Source organism: Exilibacterium tricleocarpae, assembly GCF_007004655.1.
In the GTDB taxonomy this organism is placed as follows: domain Bacteria; phylum Pseudomonadota; class Gammaproteobacteria; order Pseudomonadales; family Cellvibrionaceae; genus Exilibacterium; species Exilibacterium tricleocarpae.
Genome location: NZ_ML660089.1, coordinates 151,889 through 178,173, shown reverse-complemented (window position 1 = coordinate 178,173; position 26,285 = coordinate 151,889). Strand labels below are relative to the sequence as shown.

The window sequence follows — 26,285 nt, the reverse complement described above, 5'->3', positions numbered from 1 at the left end:
CCGCCGTCCCGTTACTGCTAATGCTTGCGCCGTGCCGAGGCGACGTTGGGCAGTTGATTGAGACGGGCCAGAATACGGCTGAGTTCATTGAAGCTGCGAATTTCCAGTGTCACCGCCATATCCACCGTATTTTTACGCTTGTCCGACAGCGTCTGCATAGAACTGATATTGATGCGGGCCTGGTCCAACAACGCCGTAATATCTTTCAGCAAACCGTGGCGGTCGAAAGCCTCGATAATCACCTCCACCGAGTACACACTCTGCGGCGCCTCGCCCCAGTCCACCTGGATAATACGATCCGGCTCTTCGGCCTGTAACCGCAACACATTGCTGCAGTCCTGGCGGTGGATGGACACCCCTTTGCCGAGTGTGATGTAACCGGCGATGGCGTCGCCCGGCACCGGATTGCAACACCGCGCGATGGAGGTAAGCAGATTGCCGACGCCGTCGATATAAACATCGGCGTCGTCTTTGCGGGCCGAGGCACGCCCCGTCAATGATAGCGTCGGCTCGCCGGTGCGGTTCCCATACGACATTTTTTGCGCAACGCTCAAAACCTGGCCAACCCCCAGATCACTGGCCCCCACCGCGGCGTAGAGGTCGTCGAGACTCTTCAGTTTGAGCGCGCCGGCCAGGCTCTCGAAGTCCAGGTTCTCGACCGCCAGCCGGCGAAATTCCCGGTCCAAAATAGCCCGCCCGTCGGCAATATTCTGGTCCCGCGCCTGCTGCTTGAACCACTGCTGTACCTTGGCCCGCCCCCGGGAGGTGGTCAGGTAGCCGAGCCCCGGCGACAGCCAGTCGCGGCTCGGCGCCTCGCGCTTGCCGGTCAGGATTTCGACCTGATTGGCGGTTTTCAAGGTATGGTTCAAGGGCACGATACGGCCGTTGACCTTGGCCCCCCGGCAGCGGTTGCCGACGTCGGTGTGAATGCGGTAAGCAAAATCCAGCGGGGTGGCGCCCTGGGGCAGATCGATAATATGGCCCTCGGGGGTAAACACATAGATGCGGTCCTGCTCCACACCGCCGATCAGATCGTCCTGCAACGGGTTGCCGCCCACCTCGTCATGCCATTCGAGCACCTGGCGCAGCCAGGCGATCTTTTGTTCGTAGCTGTCTTCAGTGCCGTCGCGGTCGGCACCCTTATAACGCCAGTGGGCACAGACCCCGAATTCGGCGTCCTCATGCATGGCGTAGGTGCGAATCTGAACCTCCAGCACCTTGCGCTCCGGACCGATAACCGCGGTATGCAGGGACCGGTAGCCGTTTTCTTTCGGCGAGGCGATATAGTCGTCAAATTCATTGGGGATATTGCGCCACAGGCTGTGCACGATTCCCAGCACCGAATAGCAGTCGCGCACCGTCGGCACCAGGATGCGCACGGCGCGAATATCATAGACCTGGGAGAAACCGATGTCTTTGCGGCGCATCTTGCGCCAGATACTGTAGATATGCTTGGCCCGGCCACTGATCTGGGCATCGATGGATGCGCCGGTCAGGGATTCCTGCAGGGTGTCGATCACGCTGTCGATATAGCGCTGGCGATTGAGGCGGCGCTCATCCAGCAGCTTGGCGATATGCTTGTAATCCTCCGGCTCCAGATAGCGGAACGACAGGTCCTCCAATTCCCATTTGATATGTCCGATCCCGAGCCGGTGGGCCAGGGGGGCATACACCTCGGCCACCTCTTTGGCCACCCGGCGGCGCTTTTCCTCCGGCGCCGCTTTTACCGCGCGAATCGCGCAGGTGCGCTCGGCCAGCTTGATCAATGCCACCCGCACATCATCGACCATGGCCACCAGCATTTTGCGGACATTGTTGGCCTGGTCCTGGTATCGCTTGCCGAAGACGTTCTGGTCGGAGTCGTTGCGCAGGGTGCTGATCGCCGCCATTCGCACCACCCCTTCCACCAGATCGGCGACCGCCTCCCCAAGCACGTCGTTGACCCGGGCGAGAGGCAGTTTCTCTTCCCGTATCGCCCGGTAGACAATCGCCGCCAGCAGCGACTCCAGGTCCAGCCGCAGCTCGGCCAGAATCTCGGTCATCTCCAGACCGGTGCGAAAGCTGCTGGTACCCTTGGACCAGATATTCTCCGAATCATTGGCCTCGCGCTCGGCCTCCAGGCTGAGTGCGCAGGCCCGTTGCAGGCGCTCCGCGTCCCCCTGGGACAGGCCGGCCATGGCGATAATGCGCCGGGTCCAGGCGCCGGTGTCGACCTTACCGTCGGCAGTGGTTGGTTGATCTTCTCTGACTTTAACCATAAATTCCGCGCCGTCGAGCCGCTACCCATCGGGCAGTCGACCGGCGACCGTTATGTCCCAAACACACCCGAGGAGAGGTAGCGGTCCCCCCGGTCACAGACGATCGCCACAATGACGGCCTGCTCCAATTCCTTGCTCATACGCAGCGCGCCGGCTACGCAGCCGCCCGACGAGGGGCCGGCGAATATACCTTCTTCCCGCGCCAGTGCCCGCATGGTCTCTTCCGCCTCCGCCTGCGGCATATTGATAATATGATCAACTCTCGAGGCATCGAAAATAGCCGGCATGTAGGCGGCCGGCCAGCGCCGAATCCCGGGAATGGAGTCGCCCTCTTCCGGTTGCAAACCAATGATTTGAATGGCGGGATTGCGCTCTTTCAGGTAGGCCGAGGCCCCCATAATGGTACCCGTGGTGCCCATGGAACACACCAGGTGGGTAATATTACCGCCGGTTTGCTGCCACAACTCGGGGCCTGTGGTGGTGTAGTGGGCCAGCGGGTTATCGGCGTTGCCGAACTGGTCCAGCACCTTGCCCTTGCCCTCTCGCTCCATCGCCTTGGCGAGGTCGCGCGCGCCCTCCATACTCTCTTCCTGAGTGACCGAAATCAGCCTGGCACCATAGGCGGTCATGGCCGCCTTGCGCTCATCGGTCATGTTGTCCGGCATGATCAGGATCATCCGATAGCCCTTGATCGCCGCCGCCATCGCCAGGGCAATGCCCGTGTTGCCGCTGGTGGCCTCGATCAGGGTGTCCCCGGGCTTAATCTCCCCGCGCTGTTCCGCCCGATTGATCATCGACAGCGCCGGGCGGTCCTTGACCGAGCCCGCCGGATTGTTGCCCTCGAGCTTGACCAGCACTGTATTAGAGGTATTGCCCGGCAAACGCTGCAACCGCACCAGTGGCGTATTGCCGATACAGGACTCTATCGTGGGGTACTCCATAAACAACCTTATTTGTCATTCGGGCGGAAAACGTTCAGTCTGTTACCCGGAGAGTGAGTATTCTATCGTTGAAAGCGATGGGGTGAAAATCATTCTTTGACTGGATATTCTATGCTACTCAGCAACAGCCGGAGCTCCTGGTGCTATGGCGCGCAAGACAATAAGAAACAAAATCCTCCAACTCGCCCTGGTGCCCGCTCTGGTTGTCGCCCTGCTGCTGGGCGGCGGACTGACAGCCCTCTACCTGCAACAACTGGAGACACTGCCACAGGAGCGAGGAACCGCGACGAGCACGCAACTGGCCCGGCTTAGCCAACCCCTGCTCGAACAAGGCGATACCCGCCTGCTGCAAAGCCTGCTGGAGGCCGCTCTCGAGGAGCGCGATATACGGGGAATCGCCATTTTCGACCGCAACGGCAAGGCGATAGTTCAAATCGGACCGAAAATCCCCCTGCCCCGGGACTTGACACTGCCCGGCGCCGCGCCGGCCCCGCTCGCCGGCAGCCAGGGCAGTTACCACATTGCCCCCATTGGGCCCGCCGCCGGGGGGGCAGAGTTCGGCTGGCTGGTGATCGAGTTGACTGCAACACCTTTTGTACTGGCTAAGTACCGCGGTATCGTGCTGGCGCTGGTCTGTATTCTGGTGGTGTTGGTGTGTGCGGCATTTATGACGCTGCGCCTGAGCCGCACCATCTCCGCTCCGCTCAAACAACTCACCCAGGGCATCTACCGGCTGGCCGCCGGGGATATGAAAACGCGCATCTCGGTCTCCCCCGGCAACGAGTTCAATGAACTGGCCATCGCGGTGAACAAGATGGCACTGATGCTGGAGCAGTCGCACCGGGAAATGCAGCAGCATATCGACCAGTCCACCGATGATCTCCGCGAGACGCTGGAGACCATTGAAATCCAAAACATCGAACTGGACCTTGCGCGCAAAGAGGCACTGGAGGCGAGCCGGGTCAAATCCGCGTTTCTGGCCAATACCAGCCACGAGATCCGCACACCGCTCAACGGCATTATCGGCTTCACCAATCTGCTGCTGAAGTCGGAGTTGACCGGCCAACAGAAGGAGTATCTGCGCACCATTGAAAGTTCGTCCCAGGGTCTGTTGACCATCATCAACGATATCCTGGACTTCTCGCGGATCGAAGCCGGCAAATTGGTCCTGGACTACGTGTCCCTGCACCTGCGCCAGATCATCGACCAGACGTTACAGATACTGGCGCCGGCCGCCCACAAAAAAAAATTGCAGCTTATCTCGCTAATCGACCACGATGTGCCGCTGCATCTGTTCGGCGATCCTTTGCGCCTGAAACAAGTCCTCACCAACCTGGTCAGCAACGCCATTAAGTTCTCCAGCAAAGGCAACGTTATCGTGCGGGTAGAGCGGGAGAACCAGTCCATTTTGAAGTTCAGCGTTTCCGACGCCGGTATAGGGCTGTCCAAAGCCCAGCAGGACAATCTGTTCAGTGCGTTTTCCCAGGCCGACGCCTCCAGCCGCCGGGCCCAGGGCGGCACCGGTCTCGGGCTCGCCATCTCCAAGGGGCTGGTAGAGCGTATGGGAGGCGATATCGGCGTCCACAGTCGCCCCGGCGAGGGGGCAACGTTTTGGTTCACCGCCCACCTGGGCATTGACCACGGTGCCGATCAGGAAACGACTTATACCGGCCTGAACAACCGCCGGGTCGGTATTTTCGAAACCAATGCCATGGTGCAGCTACAACTCTGTCACTTTTTTGCCACCTGGCAGGTAACCCCGTTGGAGATCGACAATGTCCACGACATACTGCCGTCAGTGCAGCGGCAGAAAAGCGCCGGCGAGCCGGTAGACCTACTGATATTCGACGCCTACGCCACCGACCATGCCATTGCCACCGAGGCACTGTGCGGCCTGATAAACCAGCTCGAGCAGCATTTCGGCTGCCGCACCCTGGTGTTGACGGCGCCCGCCAGCCAACACCAACTGGCCGCAGAACTGCAAGACACGGGAGCGGTGTTCGTCAACCGGCCACTTTGCCACGATCGCCTGTACCAGGCGATGGCGGGCCAGTTACAGATCGCCGTGGACAGCGTCGAAGACGCCGCGCCTGTGCCCAAAGTCAGGCCCCTGAAAGACGGCCAGGCGCCCAAGGTATTGGTGGTGGACGACAACTTTGCCAACCTGAAGCTGGTGGGGGAGCTGCTCACCGATCTGGGAGTCGACACGGAGCTTGCCCGCAGCGGTGTAGAGGCGATTGAACTGTGCTCGAAACAGCGTTTCGATCTGATTTTTATGGATATCCAGATGCCGGGGATGGACGGCCTGGAGACCTCTCAGCGCCTGCGCGGCCGCGAGCACCGCGACCAGCATACCCCCATTGTGGCACTCACCGCCCACGCCCTCGGCGAACAGCGCTCGCAGTTGCTGCTATCGGGCATGGACGACTATCTCAGCAAACCGGCCTCCGAGGCGCAGCTTGCCCATATGATCAACCGTTGGCTGGAGACCCCGGCCAGTGCCCGAGCCCATGCCATTTCCTCCCCGGCCTTGGCCCCCGAGTCCCCCCAGGTCGAGGAGTCACCGGTCGCCGAACCCGTGGTCGATCTCGCCGAAAGCCTGCGCCTCAGCAACGGTAAAACAACGCTGGCCAAAGATATGTTGGCCATGCTGATCGCCTCACTGCCGGGCTGTATGAACTCATTGCAAAAGGCATTTCGCGATGCGGACTACCCTGAGTTGGAGGAACTCGTCCACCAGCTCCACGGTGGTTGCTGTTACTGCGGTGTGCCGCGTCTGAAAGAATCCAGCAAAGCGCTGGAAACCCGCCTGCAAAACGGCAACTATGACGACTTGGAAGGATTGGTCGGCGATTTGACCGGTGAGATAAACAGGTTGTTGCGTTGGGTTAAAACGCAAAACCTCGACGAGCTGTTTCAGCAGACGTCGAAGCCGGCGGTGCACTAGAACCTGATAGCTAAGCGATAAGCCCGCATGTGTTCCGAACACAGACGCCAGTCCCAAGAGCAACGCCTCATTTGATCTCCTTTTTGTCACTGCTCGGGTTAACATCCAATAACTTCTCTCGAAGTTTCAGCAACTGCTCTTTCTCATTGTTGCGAATTATCTGTTTTTGCTTCTCCTTCTCCGCCTCCTGCCGTTCTTTTTCCTTGACCTGCTCCTCGTCGATCAGGATGCTCTCATCGTCCTCGTCTTCACTGTCAGTACCCTCCATGAGCGGGCGAATGGCTTTATAGATCGCAACAACTCCGGGCATGGTTGGCCGCGGGATGTAAGTGCCCTGGTGGGCATAGAGTGTCCTGGCGAGCCAAACGTACCGGATAATCGGTTTGTCATATTTTTTGGCAAAAGAGATAATGTCAAATGCCTCCTCGTCTTTTCCCTTACACAATATCGTTGGCAAAGGGGTTTCGTTCTCGCGATAATATAAGGCCACGGCAAAGTGAGTGGGATTGACCACCACGGCATCGGCTTTTTCCACCAGCTTATCGATATTTTTGGGCTCGCTCTCCAGTATCTCCTGGCGCACGGCGTCGCGCTGCCCTTTGACATGCGGATCGCCCTCAGAATCCTTGTGTTCCCGCTTCACCTCGTCGATCGACATCTTTAGCTGTTTTTTGTGAAAATACTTCTGCATAGCGAAGTCAAAGACCGACAAAATCAACAAAATCGCCAGGGCAACGACCACAACCCTGCTATACAGAACGGAACTCGCGCGCCAAAACATTTCCAAGTCTCCCGTAGGCAACAGGAATAAGGTCGGCACATACTTCTTTATCAGCATATAAAATACGACAGTGATAACGGCTGTTTTGACAACATTGTTCAACAACTCGTACAGTTTTCTCATGGAAAACATGTTTTTTAATGTTGCTACGGGGTTGAGTTTAGCGAAGTCTATTTTTAAAGCCTTTGGTGAAAAAATCGGACCTGTTTGTATCCACGTGCCGATAATTTTCAAGAAAAATGCGATAGCAACGATAATAAGAACGACAGCAATCGTGTCCACAGCCAATTTTCCGACCACTTCACCGGCTGCCTGTGTAAATGAACCATTGCTTCGCAAAATAGCAAAAAGGATGGCCTCCTTTCCCTTTGCCATCAACACCTCTCCCATTGCAAAAAGCATACCGAAAACGACAATAGCGGTGATGAGTTTGGTGATATCCTGGCTTAAGCCCACCTGTCCCTTGTCGCGGGAATCCTTGATTTTCTTTTCCGTGGGCTCTTCGGTCTTTTCGCTCATGAGATGCCACTATCTAGGTTGTTTACTTAATCTCTAAATTGTCTTGCTATTTGATAGCACTAGCTGGAAAAAGGTGTAAAAAATAACAAATTTAAAGACGCTTTTAAGTTATTAAACGCCTCTACTTCAAGCATACCGTAGTACCAAAGAGAGCCGGCGTACATCGCGAGGGCAAGCAGCGACACCAGCGACTTTGCCGGCATGGACAGAAAAAACACCTGTAACTGCGGGCTGAAAAGGCCAATGATTGCAAAGGCCAGATCAACTAACAGGGTGACAACAAGGACAGGGAGAACATACAGCATTATTTTCTGTGTCATATCACTAAATTGTTCAATAACCAACTGCTCTCCTGAGAACAACGGTTTTGGGAAAATATCGGATATCGGCCAAAAGATATAAGTCTCGATCACCAACATAAAGATGGTTGCAAACAGGCCGGCTTCAATGATTAGAACCACAAACGTCTTCTGCATAAATGATCCCAGCAGCGTTGTACTTCCCAATGACGGATCAAACATCTGACCACTAGTCGCCCCACGCTGGTTGTCGATAATGGCGCCAATTGACAGAAAAAGATGGAATGGCAAAGAAAGCAGAAAACCAATCACCATACCGATGCCGGCTTCCTTCAACATGATAAAAGCGATCTTTAGGGGCCCGAAATTGCTGGGGTCCACCGTATAATAATTTTTGGCCGCTATTGGCATGGCGACAGAAATGACAATGGCGGTTTTGAGCAGTCCCCGTACTTCTTTTAGCCCCATTGCCGGTACGAACAAGAGTGCCAGGTGAATACGCGGCATGGCCAGTGCCAGAGACAGTATTGCCTGGGAGATATTTTGAAATAAGACCTGGTCCATACCCGGTTAACTCAAGCATCGCTTACGGATTAAAACAGTGGCTTTAAGGTTTTCATAAACCCACGTAGAAAAAGTAAAGTTGAGCTAAAGTTGAGCCAAAACCGGACTAGACTTTATCTCTGCAGCGCAACCTTGGCACTCACTTGACATAGATAATCTGGTTGAATGCAGCATTAGTTAAATTGATCATTTCGCTGGCAACCCACCCTCCCGTGGCAAAAAGGGCTATCCCAACGGCCACCAACTTTATCGCGAAAGGCAAGGTCTGATCCTGTACTTGAATCAGCGTTTGAACGAGCGAAGTGATAACACCGAAGATAACCGCTGCAAGCAAAGCCGGCGCCGATAGTAAAACCACTAACAGCAGACCTTTTTGAAATAATGCAATACTCTCTAGAGCCATAATCTATTTACTCTGTGGCACAACTTTCACGAAGGCGAAAGCTTTCAGTGGCTAAAGATATTGGCCACTATTATTAAAGAGTTCACTTTTGCTCAAAGATGACGCCTGCCAGAATGCTATACATAAGACAACGCCAGACTCTGCAACAGCTTTGCCCAGCCCTCAACCAATACGAATAAAAGTATTTTTAACGGCAGCGAGACTGTCATGGGTGACACCATCTGCATGCCGAGGGCCAAAAGAATATTCGACACGAGCAAGTCAACAATGATGAAAGGCACATAGATCAAAAAACCTATCTGCAATGCCGTTTGCAGCTCGGAGACGACAAAAGAAGGCACGAGCAAAAGAAAGTTTTCTTTCGTTATAGTCTCATACATTTCTTCAGGCCAGAGTTCCTTTGCCGTCTCCATCATCATAATCTGTACATCCGGGTGGTTTTGTTTGAGCATAAAATCCCGAATAGGTTCTGATAATTCTCCGACACTATCGAGCATTGAAGTAATGCTCTGATCTTCCAACGACAAGTCATCGACCTTGGTATTAACCTGCTGGATAGTCGGCGCCATGACGAACAGCGTCACCGCCAGCGATATACCATAGAGCACCATATTCGGCGGCACCTGCTGTATGCCCATGGCATTGCGCACTATCATCAACACCATCGAAATCTTTAAAAAAGATGTGGTTACCACTAACAGGAAAGGCAATATCGAAAGTGATGCCAGTAGCAGTATTAACGGATAGGGTTCGAAACCTTCACCTGTCACGAGTGTAACCAGCGCTTTTGTATCTCAATAGCAAGCTTCCCATCCACCTCCACCAATTGCCCGCGGGCCAACTCCAGATCGTTATGAGTCAGTTGCACCAACCCCCTGTCGGGAGAATTGATGGTATACAGCTTTCCTTCGACGAGATTGTGAAGGTCTTTTACGGTAAAGTTGACGGACCCCAAGCGAACATCAACGCTTATAGGCAAGTCGCCAATCGGCAGCACCTCTTCCCGATCGCCCTCTTCCGGGTTCGAATCATCTCCGTGATCGTCATAGGTCACTTCCATATCATCACTGATAAGCTCTTCGTCTTCCCGGTTTGTATCTTCTTCACTCATATTTTTTTCCCACCTGTTAATTTTTAGTTGGTATTGGTTGTTTGCCAGCTCGATAGTGACAGATAAGTTAAGGGGGCCCAACGGTAGGATGCCGCTACCATCCGCACCAAAATTATTGTCTTTAAAAAACAGGAGATCGCCGACTTCGAGCTGATTGGCTTCGAGTATACCCAAATTAATAGAGCCCAGAACAACGTTAGCCTTGATCTTCAACGTTTCGGGAAAAGTGTCTTTGGCAATATTTCTAAACGCGCGCTGGTTAATTACCTGCAGGCAAGTTGACTTGGTCATTGCCAAAGACGTCTTAAGCCCCAGGTCATCACTTCCGTAATGCAGGTCAAGCACAACCAGATCTTCAGGGGCAACAGCGGAGCTTACAATCTGCCAACCAAAAACATCTTGAAGCGGCTGTGGGACTTTCGGTAACAGCATGCTGAGCATCGCTGCCTGGGATTCCCCCAGATGGATGCCAGTCAGATTGCCAAGAAAATCCGCTCCGTCACTTATCCAATATTGACTATTGTTTCCCTCTAAGCATAAATACCGGGAGGTGTCACAAGGCTCTTCCAGAGCCTGGCTTAGCCGTATATACCACTGCTCTTCTTTGTGGTTCAGAGGATTTAAAGCCTTAAACTGTAAGCCGACACCCGCCAGCAAACGGTTCCTGATCAACATGCTATGCTTGTCGTATTTCTTTACATTCAGCAGATCAGGTATGCTTTTTCTTTTGATACTTGCAGCATGGCCAAGTTTGCAGTCAGGTTCATGGCCAGATGTAAAACCAATATCGTCGCCTTGTGTACTACTGTCGAAATAGTTAGCCATGCCTTTACTCTTTAATCTCTACGTCGATTTGTCTACGCAGGTTTTTACCCAAGCTGCTGACAATTTGTTGCCTGGCATCGCTAAGGCGTCGCCTCAGCTTTTCGTTAGAGGTTGACAGAGTACAGCGCATATGGCCACTGCTCAATGCAGCCTCCACATTCACGCGACCGTGTTTGTTCTGGATGGAAAACGCCATATCCTGCAACGCCGGATCGCGCAACATTTTTTGAAGGATGGTATTGCACAAAAGCGTCGTGGCGGGCTCCTCCGCTGTCCGGGGTGCCGGGAAACCGGCGGCACTTGAGGGGTTGTATGAGAATTTCAAGTCCAACTCACCACTATCGTTGCTCAGTGCGCCGGCGGGGACAATAAACTGCGGCGACATGCCCGCTACACTGTGAAACTCCTGTGAAAACGTCAGCGCATCCAGACGCCTGACGCCAGCGGTTTCAGCAGCCTTGTCTCCCGAATCCTTCTTCGTAAACTCCGTGGTGCGCTTGGTTTCGCCGACAGTCATACAGTCTACCCCTGTTCCTCTTCAAGCTCTTTTTTTATCAAAGCAATTTTTTCTGTATCGATGACCGCCTGCTTATAAGTCTTCATATGTTCGTCGAGCTTAAAAAGTTCAACATGCTTTTGCTGCTCTATCTCATCGCAGCCCTCGAACCCTTTTTTGACTTTCTTATCTAAACCCACTTCCATGTTATTCCAGTGAAATATCTCGTTAACAGTCAATACTTTCTTTGTGTTTTCCTGGCGTAGCAATTTTATAGTGAGTTGGGTTTGCTCAGCCATTTCTTGAGCCTTGACCCTCTCTTCTTGTAACTCCTTCTCTTTCTTCATCAGATTGCGGCGCAATTCCCGCGTTTTAGACTGGAGCCGCTCCTGTCGATTCTTGCGTATAACCAGAATACGTTCCAGCTGTTCGATCTTCTCGGCATCTTCCCGACTTTCAACCTGCTCCTGCAAATAGTAACGAGTCTTTTTCATGGGGCACTTGATCCCGATTAAATACGTATATAGCGTGACGTATCGAGGCGAAAAGTTGCATCAAACACAATTAAAATTGACTTCATCGACCACTGTGACACAGGTGTTGAGATGTAGCTCATCGCGCAGCGGAAAAATAATATCTCGCTTTTCCTTATCGAGATGCCTGCGCAATATCTCTGAGTTCGTTGAAATGATGCATTCCACAAATTCGTTCTTAATATGAGTTAAAACAGATGCTTGCCGGTCTCTGTTTTTTACCGAAAAATATATTTTTCGCAGACCAGGATTACACCGGTACTTTTCCATAATAATACTGCAGATTACAGTGCTGGAAATCTTATTCGTATAAACATGCGAATCGATGTCCTGCTCCGCCTCTTCGAGCTGCTCCCGCCCCTGGAACAGGACTTTCTGTCCGTCCCTGCCTAACTGCGCGCGCATGGCTTTTAAGGGTGATATAAATCCTTTAACCGCATCGTAACTGATGGTTCCATCTGCGTTAAACTTTCTGTCGTTAGCAGCCTCCCCATCGCGATGCCCATAGAATGACTCCGATACGACGGTGGCTCTCTCTGACTCTAAGTACATATCAATTTCTCCCGAGTTACACGTTGCTATCTAGTTGACGATCTGGCCCAGCCTGTCAACGGCCTCTTGCATCGGAGTGACATCCTGTGTTCCTTGTTTTAAAAACTCGTTAATCTGCGGGTTTAGGTTTACAGCAATATCCGAATTAGCATCCTCACCTTGTTTGTATTCTCCCAGGCGAATCAAAAGTTCCAGCTCTTTATAGATCGATAAGTATTTCCGTACCTTGCCTGCGCTGGCCATATGCTGTTTATCGACAACATTGACCATAGTACGACTTAAACTCGCCGTGACATCGACAGCCGGGTAGTGGCCGCTCTCCCCGAGCTTCCGTGACAAAATAATATGCCCATCAAGTAGTGAACGTGATTCGTCCGCGATCGGATCACTCATGGAATCACCCTCAATAAGCACGGTATAAAGGGCTGTAATAGAGCCTTTGTTGGAATTTCCCGCACGTTCGATAATCTTCGGGAGCATGGTATATGTGGATGGCGGAAATCCCCCTTTTGCCGGGGGCTCGCCGGCGGCCAGACCAATTTCCCGCTGTGCACGGGCAAACCGTGTCAGGGAATCGATCAGAAGCAGCACTTTTAACCCTTTATCACGAAAACCTTCGGCGATAGCGGTCGCTGTAAACGTAGCACGCGAACGTTCCATGGAGCTTTTATCGGAGGTAGCGCATACGAGAACCGTCCTTTTGAGAATTTGTTCGTCAAGTTCGTGATCGAGGAATTCACGCAGCTCCCGCCCTCGCTCGCCAATCAACCCGATAACTACAGCATCAACCTCAGCACCGCGGGCTATCGACATCAACAATGTCGTCTTGCCACAACCCGCACCGGCAAATAATCCAATGCGCTGTCCCTCTCCCATCGTCAGCATGGCATCAATGACTCTTACTCCCGTAGGCAAAGGTTTCTCGATTCGCGGCTTTTCAGTTGGCTCCAGAGCTTCCGTCATTACCGGTACCGCGTCTTTAGCATCAACCGACATTTTCTCCAGGTCGAAAGCACCTTGTTTCACGCCATTAATAGAGCGACCGAAACCATCGAGCACCTGGCCAAAGAGATCGGTAGATACTGTAATTTTATGCGGCGTTTGCAAAGCGCGTATATTCGTTCTCTCGGAAACACCATCCAACGACCCCAGAGCAGAAAGCAAAACATTGTCACTGGTAAATCCAACCACTTCGGCCAACACATTATCTTCATCGTTTTCATGATAGTGTTCACCGTTGTAAAGGACACACATATCACCGATTTTGGCGCCAAACAGGTGGCCTTCGACAAGTGTGCCAACCACTTCTTTCACCCTCCCAGTCTGCTCTAAAACCGGTGTAGCAGCGATACGCTTTATACTTTGATCGCGCCATCGACAAACCTTAGCGTGCACCAGAGCTCTAATTTCCGTATGGTCTTTTTGGCTACCAGAGAAGTTCAACATCACTCTCTCCAGAAAACAGAATTTTGTCCTTCTCAATCTTCTTCAGCAAAAACCCATGAATAGTGTCCCCCTCGTAAACTCGCTCACCATTGGTGGTCAAAACATGCGCGTGCAAACCGGAAGAAACACTGCGGATTTCAAATGGCAAAGCCTGGGCTATCGGCTTGGTCGAATCGACCAGCTCAACATCCGGGTAGCTGGCTTTAAAGCGCAATACCATTCTCGAAACTGTGTCAAGTTCGTCGACCGATAAGCTGCCTGTAAGATCCCAACGATTACCCGCTTGGGAAACACTTACTTTTCTGTGTAGGCTGCGCTGCCTGAGCATATGTTTAAGCTGGCTTTCAACATCGATGGCCATGTCCACTTGCTGTAGATGCCCGGATAAGAGCTGTTGCGATTGCGCTGTTGTATCACCGCTTAATGCTTGAAGCTTTTGCTCCTGAGCATCTTTACCTTCGTCGGCAATCGCATAGGTCAACAAACTACCGATGATAGCTGAAGCCCCAATATAGGCTTTAAAGTCGTTTAATATTGATTTCCGGGGCTTGCTGCCTATCGGTACGACTTGTGCTCGGCTGTATAGATCGATGTCCCATGAGTCCTCAGGCGCGAAGAAACCGACATACACGGGGCCCACCTTGAGTACTAATCCCCGGTTAACTTCGATAACATTGACACGCTTGTTTTCACCCCCGGCAGTGATATCACCTTCCAAAGCATTTATATACCAGGTCTCCCTATCTTCCAGGAACTCTATCGTACAATGCTTTTTCTCAATACCGGGATCTATCAGCTCGATATCCGCCTCGAGGGAAGAACCAAGGGTAATTCTCTCCGCATCCAGCGTCAGCGCTGCGCCTTGATGTAAACCATTTAGTATACGTATTTCTAACATATGGCACCTGTGGCTATAACCTGGCTATAAATTGATAATCTCAATGGGTTTAACACGAAAGCTCGTTGTCACTTCGGAATAAGAGAGAACCGGCAGTGAAAACTTTTCATCCTTGATTAATTCCCAGACATAACGGCGAATATCCGCCGCTGCCAGTATAATCGGTCTATCGCCCTCCTTCAGGCTGGCTTCCTGTATTCTCTCAAAATCGTTGAGTAAGCTTTTTGTTGTATCGGGATCAAGTGCAAAAAATCCTCCGCGTGTAGTTTGCCTTATCGAATTTCGCAACATATCTTCAGTCTGCGGAGTGAAAAGTAACGCATTGAGTGTTTCGTTTTTGGAAAACTCATGACATATTTGGTTTTTCAGTGCAATACGGACCAGGTCCGTGAGCGTGCCGGGATCACGTTCTGCCTGGGCATGCTCAACCAGTGTCTCTGCTATTACCCTAAAGCAGCGAATCGAAACTCCCTCTGCGGCCAGGCGCTGCAGTATTTCAGACAGCATGGAGATTGACACAACACGTTCCAGCTCTTTAGCAAGCTCAGGCAGCTCTTTTTGCAACCAGCCTATGAGCTTCTGTGTCTCTTGTACACCGATAAACCGAGGGCCGGTTTTTTGGAAAACCTGCCTAATATTTATCTGTGCAGCGGTGAGATAATCAGCGGCATAAATACTTCTATCAGTTAACATCTCACGGTATTTTGCATCGACCCAGATCAGCGGCACGCCATTAGCATCAACGTTGCGGTATCTAGCCTGGATATCAAGCGTTTCAAATAGATCATCTTTAACTTGTATGCAGATCAATTCCTCACTCATCAAGCCTTTCACAACGGGTATTTCCGATACACAAAAGCGATACTCATCCGGATCCAAATCATCAACGTAATCAATCATGATATTAGGCAGGGTGAAACCATAGTTAATCACGATTTCGTTGCGTGTTTTCCGGACGATCTTTATTAACTCATTGGACAATTGACTGTCTTTACTCTTCGAATTCAGAAGCAACAGGTAATCACGGGTCATCGAGAATGAACGAATATCTTCTGAATACAATTTGCTTTCTCTCGCCACAGTTTCCTGCTCAGCCGATATGCCGGTGCGCGAATTTCGGCGCCGGGTCAATATACTGTAGAAACCGATAGAAAAAGTTGCTAGGGAAAAGGCGATAAACGTTTTCGTCGGCATTCCCGGCACCATAGAGAAACCAAACATCACCAAACCCGCAATCACCCAGGCCTTCGGCTGGCTCGTTAGTTGCGCCGCGATATCTCGACCGACGTTCGCATCCTCATCGTCTTCATTCGTCACCCGGGTAATAATCATACCTGCAGTCAGTGAAATGAGCAGCGCCGGTATCTGGGCGACAAGACCGTCACCAATGGTCAGGATCGAATAGAGCTGCATAGATTCGCCGGGCGATAAACCGTGCTGTGAGACACCGATTGATGCACCGCCGATAAGATTGACTAACACGATGACGATACCGGCGATTGCATCACCTTTTACAAACTTCATGGCACCATCCATTGCGCCAAACAGTTGGTTGGTTTTCGCCAAGTCATTACGCTTTTTCTTCGCTTCAACCGCTGATAGCAACCCTGCGCGAAGATCACTATCGATAGACATTTGTTTACCTGGCATAGCATCCAGAGTGAATCTCGCAGACACCTCCGCTACCCGTTCCGATCCTTTGGTAATAACGAGAAACTGAACGATAGTAAGTATCAGAAAAATAACGACACCAACGGCGAGATTCCCCCCCACGACAAAATTACCAAATGCAGTCACAATATTGCCTGCATCGGCCTCCAGCAGAATCATTCGTGTCGTTGAGATGGAGAGCGCCAGACGAAACAGTGTTGTGAAGAGCAAAACAGCGGGGAACGTTGAAAAGTACAACGGGCTCGGAAAATACATCGACAGCATCACCAGCAGAAAAGACAGGCAGATATTCAGGGCGATCAGACCATCAATAACGGTATTCGGCAGCGGCAGAATCATCATAAAAACGATGCCGACCACGGCAAACGCAGCGATAATTTCGGCGTGTCCGTTAATGCTCAATGATGTCTTTGTTAAGGCACTTGTCATCTTATTCATTTGTATTGACTCTTAACGTCTTTGCAGAGATGCACAGTAACAACTACCGTATCTGAGCTTTGTGTACTTTCGCCGTTTCATTTTGTAAATGCACTAATATCGTCTGTAAGCCGGTCAGCCGACCCTCGCCGTTAGGCCAGATGCCTTCCGGGAGATTTTTCAGGAATGGATGAAATGCGTTCATGAAAGTCAATTGGTTGTCGGGGTCTTCCCCCGCATACTCTTTGGCGATTCTGTCGAGATCGTTCGAAAATATTGATCCGGTTGATAGAACCAAAATATCTTTTGCCAAATCCAAAGGTTCTTTTACTTTTTCATTGGGAATAATATCGTGCTTTTTCATCCTGGCGATGAAGTCACCGGAATCGTTAACGACTGACCGAACGGATTGAATGCGATTGAGGTCTTTCAACTGTGTCGCAAGATGCTTAAAACCCGAGGAGGACTTATCCGCACTCATATCGGCCAGTACCGCTTTCACAAGGCTATCCAGGTTTGTATCCAGGGCTTTTTCGCCAAATTGCTCGACCAGCGCCTGCATCAGTGCCGCGGCATTGGTTGTATCAAGAATGTTGTTGTAGTAAAAGGTCCGCATCCGACTTCGGTCTGCGCTATCGCTATAGGCATCCTTGAATATAACAGCAGTGTTTAAACCTGCATCGATCTTTCGGCTAAAGCTTTCGTCTTCATCCAGTTCAGCCAGCTTGGCCTTAATAACTTCCTCTGCCTTCTTGTCGCTCTTGCTAACTGCAATATTTTCCGCTTCTTTGAGCTGGATGTAGCTCCCGGCGGGCAGAGAACTGTCATTAAAGGAAAAATCTTCGCCCCTTGAAGCCAACCCATAAAGATGTTTGGCATGATTATCCAAATGGGTAAGGTTATAGGTATTGTCCAACTGCTCATAGATACTGCGCAACTTCTCAATATCGGAGACTCGTTGTCTCGCATCCCCTTTCGCTCCCCACAACTCGATATCATCTGTGGTCGAAATTCTTCGTCGGGATAGCGATTTCATCTTTCTTTCCATCGTTTTCTGCAGCATAAAAGTCATTTCTTCGAAGTCGGCACTTGAAGAACCGGGCGCGGCAAAAACTGTCACAAGATTCGATGTCTTAGTGCTGGGGGATGGGTCAGCCTTATTAGCCAGATCGCTTAAAAAATCGTGGCGTAACCGAGAGTACTCGCTGCTCAGCCTATGATTTAAAAATTGAGATGAGCCTATATTAACCGTAGACATGCTGTAAAACCGAAGTTGAATAATGTGGAATGTAAAAAGAGTGGAGGCAGCCTCTTAAAAGTTCATCTGCGTAACAACTCCAACCTTCCCATCAATACTGGCAAACCAGTGGTTCCAGCCCACTAATTTATATGACATACATGCAGCCTGTGGACGAACCTGAATAAGCCGGTAGTTCCGTGGCCCTATCCCTCGCATACGCTTAGGTCTTACCTGCCTTCGGGCCCTTGGCGATTTTAAAAGAAGCTTCACCGGTAACAGATGGGCTGATAACAATCCAGCTCACCTGTTACCGGGGTCAGAATTGAGCAAGACGACAGCGAGGCTATTCGTCGCAAACAACAGCACCTCAAACACTGCACGGATACATATAAGTGGTAAAACGTTGCTTATAGTTCTACCACCGGAGCAATAAAACCCGACGCGGTAAAGCATAAACAAATGGCGTTTGGTGTAACCCACTCAAGATAGATTCACACGATTGCGTATAATATTGCGAGCACGCGAGACCCGTGACCGTACCGTGCCAATAGGGATGTCAAACTTTTCCGCTGCTTCTGCGTAGCTTTTACCGTTATTGACAACTTCATTCATGACATCTTTCATTTCTGCCGGAAGTTTTGAAAACGCATCAACAATAGAATCCAAAAATTCCTCTCGCTCACAAATCAATGCCGGATCCTCCACACTGTCGTGGTATGCCTCGTCAACCGCTTCCCTTTTGTTATCGTCCTCGATTGCACAAAAAACCACGTTTTGCTTTCGGGCGATGTTTTTAATGACATTATTCGCGATACCCATTAACCAGTATTTGGGGTGGCACTCGGCTTTAAAAGTGTGAATGCTTTTCATTGCTTCGAGAATGACGGTCTGAAAAACATCGTCTGCATTTTGTTTGTCCCAAAGTTTTCGATAGATAAACTGCTTCAGGCATTTTCCATGCTCTAATGTGATTTTCTCGATATCGATTTCTCTCTCTGGAAATGCAGCTTCATTTTTCAATTCAATTGACATGATATTCGCCTCATGATGATTTTGTGTTCAATTCTGTTTGCCATGGAGTGTTACCGGACTCACCAGGCACAGGATGAAATTTACACCGGCCAGCTATTCACCATAAGCGCCATCTCCACATATTTTTTGAGGCAATCTGCGCTACTTTTTTGCCTATTAGGCGCCGGCATACGCCCGGTCAGATAGGCGCGCCTAACGGCAATATAGCGCGTGCTACCTATAGGCCATATGGCCTACTCGCAGCGGGCTATATGACCAGCTTGATCACAGCGATATCGAATGGAATTTGGTGTTATGAACGCGAACAGAATGGTAGAACAGACCTGGACTCTTGGCGTTAGCCGGCGGCTGCGGTGATGAGTTTGGGCTTCTCCCGCGGGACTATCTGAGAAGATAGCGCCATTTTTTACTGGAGAAAACCATACTTCATTTGTCTATGATATGGTTATCGATTGGGCTCTAATAACACTCGCTTTAGGCGCCTACTTCCATTACTTTAGTAAAGAATTGTCAATTGACCGACCCACCTTGAATGAGCCCAGACTTCCAGAGGCCGCAAAACGATCTGTGAGGAAATGGCTCAAAATGGTTAACACAAAAACCTTTCAAAAAGGCAGTAGAAAAGCGTCTTTATTCGCTGTAGTACGGTGTTACCGCGACCCACTAGGCCTCTGGTTTCTGCTTTTTGAAACTATTTCTTCACAGGACTTTTTGTTAAGTCACAAAGATCAAAAAATTGGTACTGTCGGCGGCTATTCATGCAAAATTCAAAGTGAAGGCTTGTATACCTCTTTATCTTCCAAAAACTCTTTGTAAATTTGTTTTTCGGTTACTTCACGGCTGCTAAGCTGATTTAGGGAGGCGGTTTTGCCTGGCTCCATCAGCAAGCCCATTTTAATGGCTTTGATTACTGCCTCGGTGCGCGTATTCACATCGAGCTTAGTGTAAATGCGGCTGAGATTGCCTTGCACCGTACGGGAACTAATATGCAAACGCTCGCCGATATCTTTATTTGTTAACCCCTTGGAGACCAGTCTTAAGGTCTCCTTTTCTCGTTTTGTAAATATAGATTTCTGTTCTACCGCACTTTGACGAGTCGCCAAAGAGACAAGCTTTGAAATAATCTCAGGATCGTAAACATTCTTGTTCTTCATTACATGTTTTACAGTTGTTATAAAGTCTTGTTCACTGATATTGTCCAACAGAAAACCGTTAGCACCGGATTTTAGCACTCGCAAGACAAACGGTATGTCCCCGCAGGATGATAACAGTATTGTCTTCACCCGAGCATGGGATTTTCTAATCCACGTTATAAATTCTGGGCCACCTGTGTCGGAGTTCATAATATCCACGATGATCAGGTCGACATCTTCCTTTGCCAATATCGCTTCCGCTTGATCTGCATCGCTTGCCTCGCCAATGATATTGATCCATTTTTCCTGACTTGTGAAACTGCGAATGCCCGCAGTAGATATCGGATGGTCAGCAAGTAAAACAACCTTGATTGGGTTATGTTCAAAATCCTCGAAAACGTCCGGCGGTACAACTCTAAATCTCGGCGCAGCGTCTTGATGACGGTAATTCATGTAAACCCCCTATGTAACGGAAAAATTTCATCTCTGTGCTTTCCTTCCGATGCAATAATCAAGCTGATCTTTAATTTTTGGTTTTATCGAGGTCATATATACCTGTGTACCAGTCGACTTCGGCCCACTGGCTTGATGTGAGAACGCCAGGTAAGCGCTTACAAAAAGCCTTTGGGCAATACCAAATATCTTAAGGCTCGTGGTAAACCCTCTTCAGGTAATTTTGATTTCCCCCAATCTTGGAACCGGATGGTTCCAGCTCACTAGCTTCAAATTTTTATAGCAAATATCAAGAGCCGGGTCGGCTTTTAGATTATATTCGGTTCTACTAATTTAGCCTTGTCTCAATACTTGCTCAATTACGAATTATAATTATTCCGCCAGTCGCCATTAAGAACGCGAAAGATACCGTGCTGGCCTGCTTGCCACTGATCTTGTTACAGATAACCCGGGCAAATTTTTTAAACCCGAACTGGGGTCTAAATCGTTTAACGGCGTGCATGACATGGCTCATTAAATAATGTACCGAACAGAGGCTACAGGACCCAACGCACCATACAGGGAACAATTGTCGCAAAAAACATATTTAGGGAACCCGATGAAACGGTATCACCTAAATCATCATTGTAACTTTGGGTGTTATTTTGAGATTGCCAGGTGTAAAAACGTGAATAACTCGACAATGGCACACTATAGCTATAAGCCATGAAATCACCTTGAAAGCTCTATGTATAAAAGAAGGGTTGAACGAAGCAATTGCATTTGATAACAATCGCGTCGTTAACTAGACTCCGGACCGACAAATAGCTTTACTCCTGTAAAGTCCTACTTCATATTTTGACTGCCCCGTCATATTCAGGGGCTATTTTACCAACCAAGTTCAAACGAGCAATAAATATATGGTAATAATAAAGCTAAATTTCAAAGAAAAGTTTAAAAAGGATAGATGAATCACAAAGTCATTATGAAAGTAGAGTTCAATAGAAAAAACAACAGAAAAAAATCGCAAACAACAAGGGAAATTCTGCGCCCGCTGGATTAGAGAGAAGGAAATAACATACAACATTGAACGTGGCTGACTACGCCGCGTTGTTAAGCGCAGAACTGAAGGCGTGACTGCCACTATGTAATTTGTTCACCTTGGGAGAAGACCGGGTCTAGGGCCAAGGAGATCTGCGTAAGTACCGTAACCGCCAGGGGCCCGGAACAATTAGTTGAACAATACATCGATTAGAAAGCCGATAGTGCACCAGGGTAAAGCAAGCAATTTATTTACCAACGTCGAAATACTTAAGACGCCGTTAGTTGCCTAAACGCTTTTGAGCGTTACATTTTTCTGCTGAAGATTTAGTATCCCGGCTTGCGCATACAACTCAAGTACAAACTTGGACTTCAAAGAACAGCAGGTGCGTTATAAGTTCAGAATTTTATAATAGTATCTTATATAGTATAGATAATATATAACTTATATATTATCTATTGATTTTTTGCGGATATCCCGAGAATTTGTCATTTGAATTTCCTGTTCTCCTCGTAACGACATTATTCATGTCTTATAAAGCCTACTTTTACCTTATGGATGGCATTTACCGGGATGAACCAGTCGGGAGAGAGCTGAATTTAGCGCTTATTATAGATTGAAGATTTGGCCGTCACTCAAAGTCCTCCGACATTGGCCAATGACCTGGCCAGTTGGCCGCGCCGCTAACCAGGTGACTAGGGTTAAGCAGGGGGTAGGTACCCGGAGCTGTCAACAAACTTGTACTAAAGTACATTATGAGAGGCATTTGATCGTACTACAGTTTATAAACTGTAGCTCAAAAACTGTCACTCAAGAACTATCATTCGAACTGACTCTAGGCGGTCTTATAAATCATTACCTGAAGCAGATTACTATCTGACAGACCTTTTCCCTTGAGAAACCCCGCGACATCACAGGGCAGATGATTTAGCGCCTTTGATAAAATCTGAAGGATGGTAGCCCTTTTTTCCAACTCAGGTGGATTACCCTCCTTATCGATATGGGCCAATAGCGCAATCTTCAAAAAGCAAAAATAGACCGCCAGTGGCACTACCTTTTCATAGACTGTCTGTTTTTTGTTTCCCCTCTCATTGCCAAAGGGAAAAACACGCCGGATGATTTCAGCGCCAAGGTAACGCTTCAGAGTCTCATCGATGACATCTTGTGCCTCGATATTACTGTCAAAGGCCTCTAACAAGCCAGGTCGGAGAATATAGGGAGAATCCTCCCTTTCATCATCTTTCACAAAAGCTTTTTGAAGGCTGGCGAGGAACTGTAGTGAACGCACCGATTTAAAGTTACCTAAAAGATACATTGTTTGCATTATTTGACCACTCGGCAGAAGTGCCTTGTTAGTATTACCAGCACTTTTTAGACGCCTGTTCTCTATATTCTCAGCTTGTAAGAAAAAACGGCCGATCTGTTGTGCCCAATTATCCTTATGTTCACGATCCAACATCGTGCAGACATGAATCACTTGCACTAATGCCTGCTCAGCGCTGATATCTGATCTCTGTGTTTCTTCCATAAACCGCGCCATAATCGACATGGCGTAGTTTTCCATCTCGGAGCCGGTGATCCAACCTGGAATTACAGAGGGCCTGCGCAACAGACTTTTTTCTACCAACGTAAACGGAGAGTCAACAGACAGGATAAGCCTTGCGATTTCCGGACACGAAGAGGTAGCGCCAACCAACAGAGATTCACCAATGCGCACGGCTCGTTTAGGATACATGGAGCAGGTGTCGGGCAGGTAGCTCTCTCCGTAGTCTGAATGTATACGGCACAATCCCTCCCGCAGTTGACCGCAGGTTTTCGTGCCCTCCACTTGCCTCATTGCCGGCCCGTCAGTTTTAATTTCTACGTAATCAAGCAGCTTTGGCGCGTGTTCCCTGTATTTCTCGTGCGTTGCCTCGTCGACACAGATGTCCCAACCATTGCAACAGGAGTCTTCACATCTATCGGCGATACATTGAAATTGGGCTGCATAGTTGTAGTGCTTATCCTCCATTGTCTGCATAAGACAACTGTTCCTCCGAGAAGTATTGTTCGCGGACCGCGAGTTTTTTGATCGTCACTGCGTTAAAAATTCACACGTTTTCTCTATCTCTGTTTCCACCTGGCGTGGTGCCACAAACACTATGGTTTTTCCGGCATAGAGGTTCATCTGGGGGTCCGTCCCTATTTTCAGACTGGCATACTGGTCAGGGAATGTATGTCGTTTTTGTAGGATACGCCCTAACTGCCCATGTTTTTGCGATGCGCGGTAAAGGCACAAAATAAACCGGAGTTTACTCTCGATAAAGAAAATTTCACATTTCATACGCGAATCTATCTCGCAATATACCGGACCCGATTTTCGTGAACTCTCTATAGCAGCTGATATTTTTTCAAGATTGAAGTTCATTTTTGCATTCTATAACATTGAGTTTTCGATTAGTGTAAGGAAGTTTCTCTAAGCCAGGTTTGACATCTCATTCGTCAATTAGATTTCACCCTTACATAAAAATGGCCGTCAGTATTGACATTAGTGCTCGACCGATGAGCCGGTGACAACCAAATGCGCATAGTACCACTTTCCAATTGCACCCCTGTATTGACGCAACCGGGCAAGAAAACCAGACCGATAAAAGTCAATGCCAATTTAAGAAAAATTATCGTTTTCATATCTCTATCTCTCTACTCTAACGTGATGATAAGTGCGCTCGATCAGTTGGCCAATAAAGATGGTCTAAAGCTCTTATTCTTTCCATTCAGGAACTTAGCCACATAAATTTCTGTTTTTTCTGCCGGGGATAACCTTATACGTGGCCAGAAACTTACCGCCAGCACACGGTTGTCGCTACACAGCTCTTCATCCAGATTGATAAAGTCTTCAGTGGTATTTTCCAAAGTTGATACAAATATTTCCAGACCTTCACCGACTATGTATTGTAAGCTTTCCACATCGGCCTCCACCCCTTCAATGTTGCAGGTTATAGGGTTTCTCCCCACCTCCATGTTCTTCATTTCATAGCCGGTCGTTATCTTCTCCAACGCGAGTCCTCGAAATACCTTCCTGATTTTTTCTGCAACAGTCCGATTTTTTCCGTTAGAAACCTTTTTTAATGACTCACCGTATGTCGCCGGCGAATCCAATGCAGCGATATCGGCCAGAGAAGAGATACGGGGAGTAATAATGAATAGTCTCTCTTTCTTAGAGGCTATTTTTTGTTTAGAGGAAAAAAGCTTACCCAAAGCGGGTATATCGCCTAATATTGGCACCTTATTTTTATAGCGAGTGTCTTGTTGAATATTATAACCACCGACGACAAGTGAACGCCCTTCATCCACCACTGCAGATGTGTTGATAGAGATCTTTTTTATACGGGGTAAATCCTCTTCTCTATTTCTTACCACCTGCCCGTCTTCAATATCGATAGAGAGTTGAATCTGACTTTCCACGTTTTCACCAATATTGCGTGGAATTACGTGTAGTAAGGTACCGGCCGTAACCTGCTCTACGTCTACGACACGCTCACCTACTGTTTGAATAAACTGGGTCTCGCTCAAATCAAAAACCGCGGGTTGATTTTCCATTGTCAATATAGAAGTGTTGGCCATTATCGAAACACTCCCCTTGCTTTCCAGAGCCTGTAGCATTGCCTGAAAGCTTCCCGTATCGGAAATCTCGATAGTGGCGGCACCACTTACAGATTGATTGAGCTGTATTAGGCTATTCATTAAGTTTATGTTATAGCCATCGACGTCGAAGGCCTGCCAGTCGACGCCAAATTCCTGCAAATCCTGACGATCGATATCGACGATAATGGCTTCTATTTCAATCAGCTTCTTTTCGACATCTATTTTTCTTATCATCTTTCTATAAAAATCCCTTTTCTTTCTAACATCGCGAATGACTATCGAGTTTGTACGCACATCGCCCTCTACCTCTATCTTTCCACCACCTTTCGTATAGGACTCCTTTTGTAGATCCACTACGCTGTCTGCATCGTCGAGAGGCTTACTGGACGACATGGAAAGCGCATCGGCATTACGCCCTTCCAGCAATTTCTTGAGAATAGTGGCGGCACCGGGAATAACCAGCTTTTTATCCCTCAAATCTATCTCGCGGTCGACAACCGAAGCATGCTTTAGGGGAAACACCATGACCTCCTTCTCGTTCTTAGCATCTTCCTTCTCTCCAATCAGGTTGGTGACAAACTCAACGTACTTTGAAGGTCCACTCACCAATACGACTCCCTCATCTTTTAACTGTCCCCAACCAAACCTTTTGTCAAGAAGATCAACCCCTTTCAGTGCCTCTTCGACGCTGATCAAAGACTTTCTATCCACTTTTACACGCTTGACAACTGAATCGCTCAGAGGAGATATATATAATTTTCCCTTAAAGACAAACCATTGAAACTGGTACTTCAAACCCAACTGGCTGAGAAATTCATCACCCGCATCAGAACGATGCCATCCATCAACATAGCCGCTAACACCGGGCGATACTAATAGCTCAACACCATAACTTAGAGCAAATTCCTGGAGCAATTCGATCAGCGGTGTATCCTGGCCTTTAAAGGAAAAGCCACTTTTCGTCCAAAATTCCGGTGTTCCTGCTGAGGTGGAAAACCCCGCCAGGACTAAGATGATAAAAACGGTAGAAATACCCACTTTCCTTAGTGGCTTTTTTCTACCCTCACCCGTGCACAATAATAATTTTGAGTTATTCATTTTTACCCAGCACAATAAATGGA

20 protein-coding genes are annotated in these 26,285 nt (G+C 49.0%); 1 reads left to right on the top strand and 19 read right to left on the bottom strand.

What is annotated here, in order from left to right; translation table 11 throughout:
- Positions 1-17: 17 nt before the first annotated feature.
- Both relA and cysM read right to left on the bottom strand, forming a co-directional pair.
- Complete coding sequence (relA, locus tag FKG94_RS05330; RefSeq protein ID WP_142903169.1) at positions 18-2,258, bottom strand: GTP diphosphokinase; 2,241 nt, start codon at positions 2,256-2,258, stop codon at positions 18-20.
- Positions 2,259-2,308: 50 nt separating this feature from the next.
- A complete protein-coding gene (cysM, locus tag FKG94_RS05325) occupies positions 2,309-3,199 on the bottom strand; it encodes a cysteine synthase CysM (protein WP_142903168.1) in 891 nt (296 codons plus the stop codon).
- 145 nt (positions 3,200-3,344) lie between these two features.
- On the opposite strand from cysM, the gene FKG94_RS05320 reads away from it, so the two are divergent.
- Complete coding sequence (locus FKG94_RS05320) at positions 3,345-6,146, top strand: response regulator (protein WP_142903167.1); 2,802 nt, start codon at positions 3,345-3,347, stop codon at positions 6,144-6,146.
- A 67-nt stretch (positions 6,147-6,213) separates the two neighbouring features.
- Here the strand turns inward: FKG94_RS05320 and sctU are convergent, their stop codons facing one another.
- The 17 genes from sctU to sctC form a co-directional block, all read right to left on the bottom strand.
- Complete coding sequence (gene sctU / locus FKG94_RS05315; RefSeq protein WP_142903166.1) at positions 6,214-7,446, bottom strand: type III secretion system export apparatus subunit SctU; 1,233 nt, start codon at positions 7,444-7,446, stop codon at positions 6,214-6,216.
- A gap of 59 nt (positions 7,447-7,505) precedes the next feature.
- A complete protein-coding gene (gene sctT, locus FKG94_RS05310; RefSeq protein WP_142903165.1) occupies positions 7,506-8,309 on the bottom strand; it encodes a type III secretion system export apparatus subunit SctT in 804 nt (267 codons plus the stop codon).
- A 139-nt stretch (positions 8,310-8,448) separates the two neighbouring features.
- A complete protein-coding gene (sctS, locus tag FKG94_RS05305; RefSeq protein WP_142903164.1) occupies positions 8,449-8,712 on the bottom strand; it encodes a type III secretion system export apparatus subunit SctS in 264 nt (87 codons plus the stop codon).
- A gap of 116 nt (positions 8,713-8,828) precedes the next feature.
- Positions 8,829-9,482: a type III secretion system export apparatus subunit SctR gene (sctR, locus tag FKG94_RS05300; protein ID WP_142903163.1), complete on the bottom strand. Its 654-nt coding sequence runs from the start codon at positions 9,480-9,482 to the stop codon at positions 8,829-8,831.
- A complete protein-coding gene (locus FKG94_RS05295) occupies positions 9,479-10,648 on the bottom strand; it encodes a FliM/FliN family flagellar motor switch protein (RefSeq protein ID WP_142903162.1) in 1,170 nt (389 codons plus the stop codon). Before FKG94_RS05295 ends, sctR begins: the two co-directional genes overlap by 4 nt.
- Before the next feature lie 4 nt (positions 10,649-10,652).
- Positions 10,653-11,165 carry a hypothetical protein gene (locus FKG94_RS05290; RefSeq protein WP_142903161.1) on the bottom strand — a complete coding sequence of 171 codons (513 nt, stop codon included), beginning with the start codon at positions 11,163-11,165 and terminating at the stop codon, positions 10,653-10,655.
- Positions 11,166-11,170: 5 nt separating this feature from the next.
- The gene (locus FKG94_RS05285) at positions 11,171-11,638 is read right to left on the bottom strand and encodes a hypothetical protein (RefSeq protein ID WP_142903160.1); all 468 of its coding nucleotides are present in this window, start codon (positions 11,636-11,638) and stop codon (positions 11,171-11,173) included.
- 60 nt (positions 11,639-11,698) lie between these two features.
- On the bottom strand, positions 11,699-12,229 hold the full coding sequence (locus FKG94_RS05280) for a hypothetical protein (RefSeq protein WP_142903159.1): 531 nt from the start codon (positions 12,227-12,229) through the stop codon (positions 11,699-11,701).
- A gap of 30 nt (positions 12,230-12,259) precedes the next feature.
- On the bottom strand, positions 12,260-13,675 hold the full coding sequence (locus FKG94_RS05275) for a FliI/YscN family ATPase (protein WP_142903158.1): 1,416 nt from the start codon (positions 13,673-13,675) through the stop codon (positions 12,260-12,262).
- Entirely contained in the window at positions 13,656-14,573 is a 918-nt protein-coding gene (locus tag FKG94_RS05270; protein ID WP_142903157.1) for an FHA domain-containing protein, read from the bottom strand. The genes FKG94_RS05275 and FKG94_RS05270 overlap by 20 nt, the downstream gene beginning before the upstream one ends.
- Before the next feature lie 24 nt (positions 14,574-14,597).
- A complete protein-coding gene (sctV, locus tag FKG94_RS05265) occupies positions 14,598-16,682 on the bottom strand; it encodes a type III secretion system export apparatus subunit SctV (protein ID WP_142903156.1) in 2,085 nt (694 codons plus the stop codon).
- Between the two features lie 43 nt (positions 16,683-16,725).
- Positions 16,726-17,781, bottom strand: a complete 1,056-nt coding sequence (locus FKG94_RS05260) for an HrpJ domain-containing protein (protein ID WP_179957496.1) — start codon at positions 17,779-17,781, stop codon at positions 16,726-16,728.
- A 600-nt stretch (positions 17,782-18,381) separates the two neighbouring features.
- A complete protein-coding gene (locus FKG94_RS05255) occupies positions 18,382-18,933 on the bottom strand; it encodes an RNA polymerase sigma factor (protein ID WP_142903154.1) in 552 nt (183 codons plus the stop codon).
- A 767-nt stretch (positions 18,934-19,700) separates the two neighbouring features.
- A complete protein-coding gene (locus FKG94_RS05250; protein ID WP_142903153.1) occupies positions 19,701-20,519 on the bottom strand; it encodes a response regulator transcription factor in 819 nt (272 codons plus the stop codon).
- A gap of 1,856 nt (positions 20,520-22,375) precedes the next feature.
- Positions 22,376-23,560 (bottom strand): flagellin lysine-N-methylase, encoded by a 1,185-nt coding sequence (fliB, locus tag FKG94_RS05245; RefSeq protein WP_142903152.1) that lies wholly within the window; start codon positions 23,558-23,560, stop codon positions 22,376-22,378.
- A gap of 54 nt (positions 23,561-23,614) precedes the next feature.
- Complete coding sequence (locus FKG94_RS05240; RefSeq protein ID WP_142903151.1) at positions 23,615-23,947, bottom strand: hypothetical protein; 333 nt, start codon at positions 23,945-23,947, stop codon at positions 23,615-23,617.
- Positions 23,948-24,249: 302 nt separating this feature from the next.
- Entirely contained in the window at positions 24,250-26,262 is a 2,013-nt protein-coding gene (gene sctC / locus FKG94_RS05235; RefSeq protein WP_142903150.1) for a type III secretion system outer membrane ring subunit SctC, read from the bottom strand.
- Positions 26,263-26,285 lie beyond the last annotated feature (23 nt).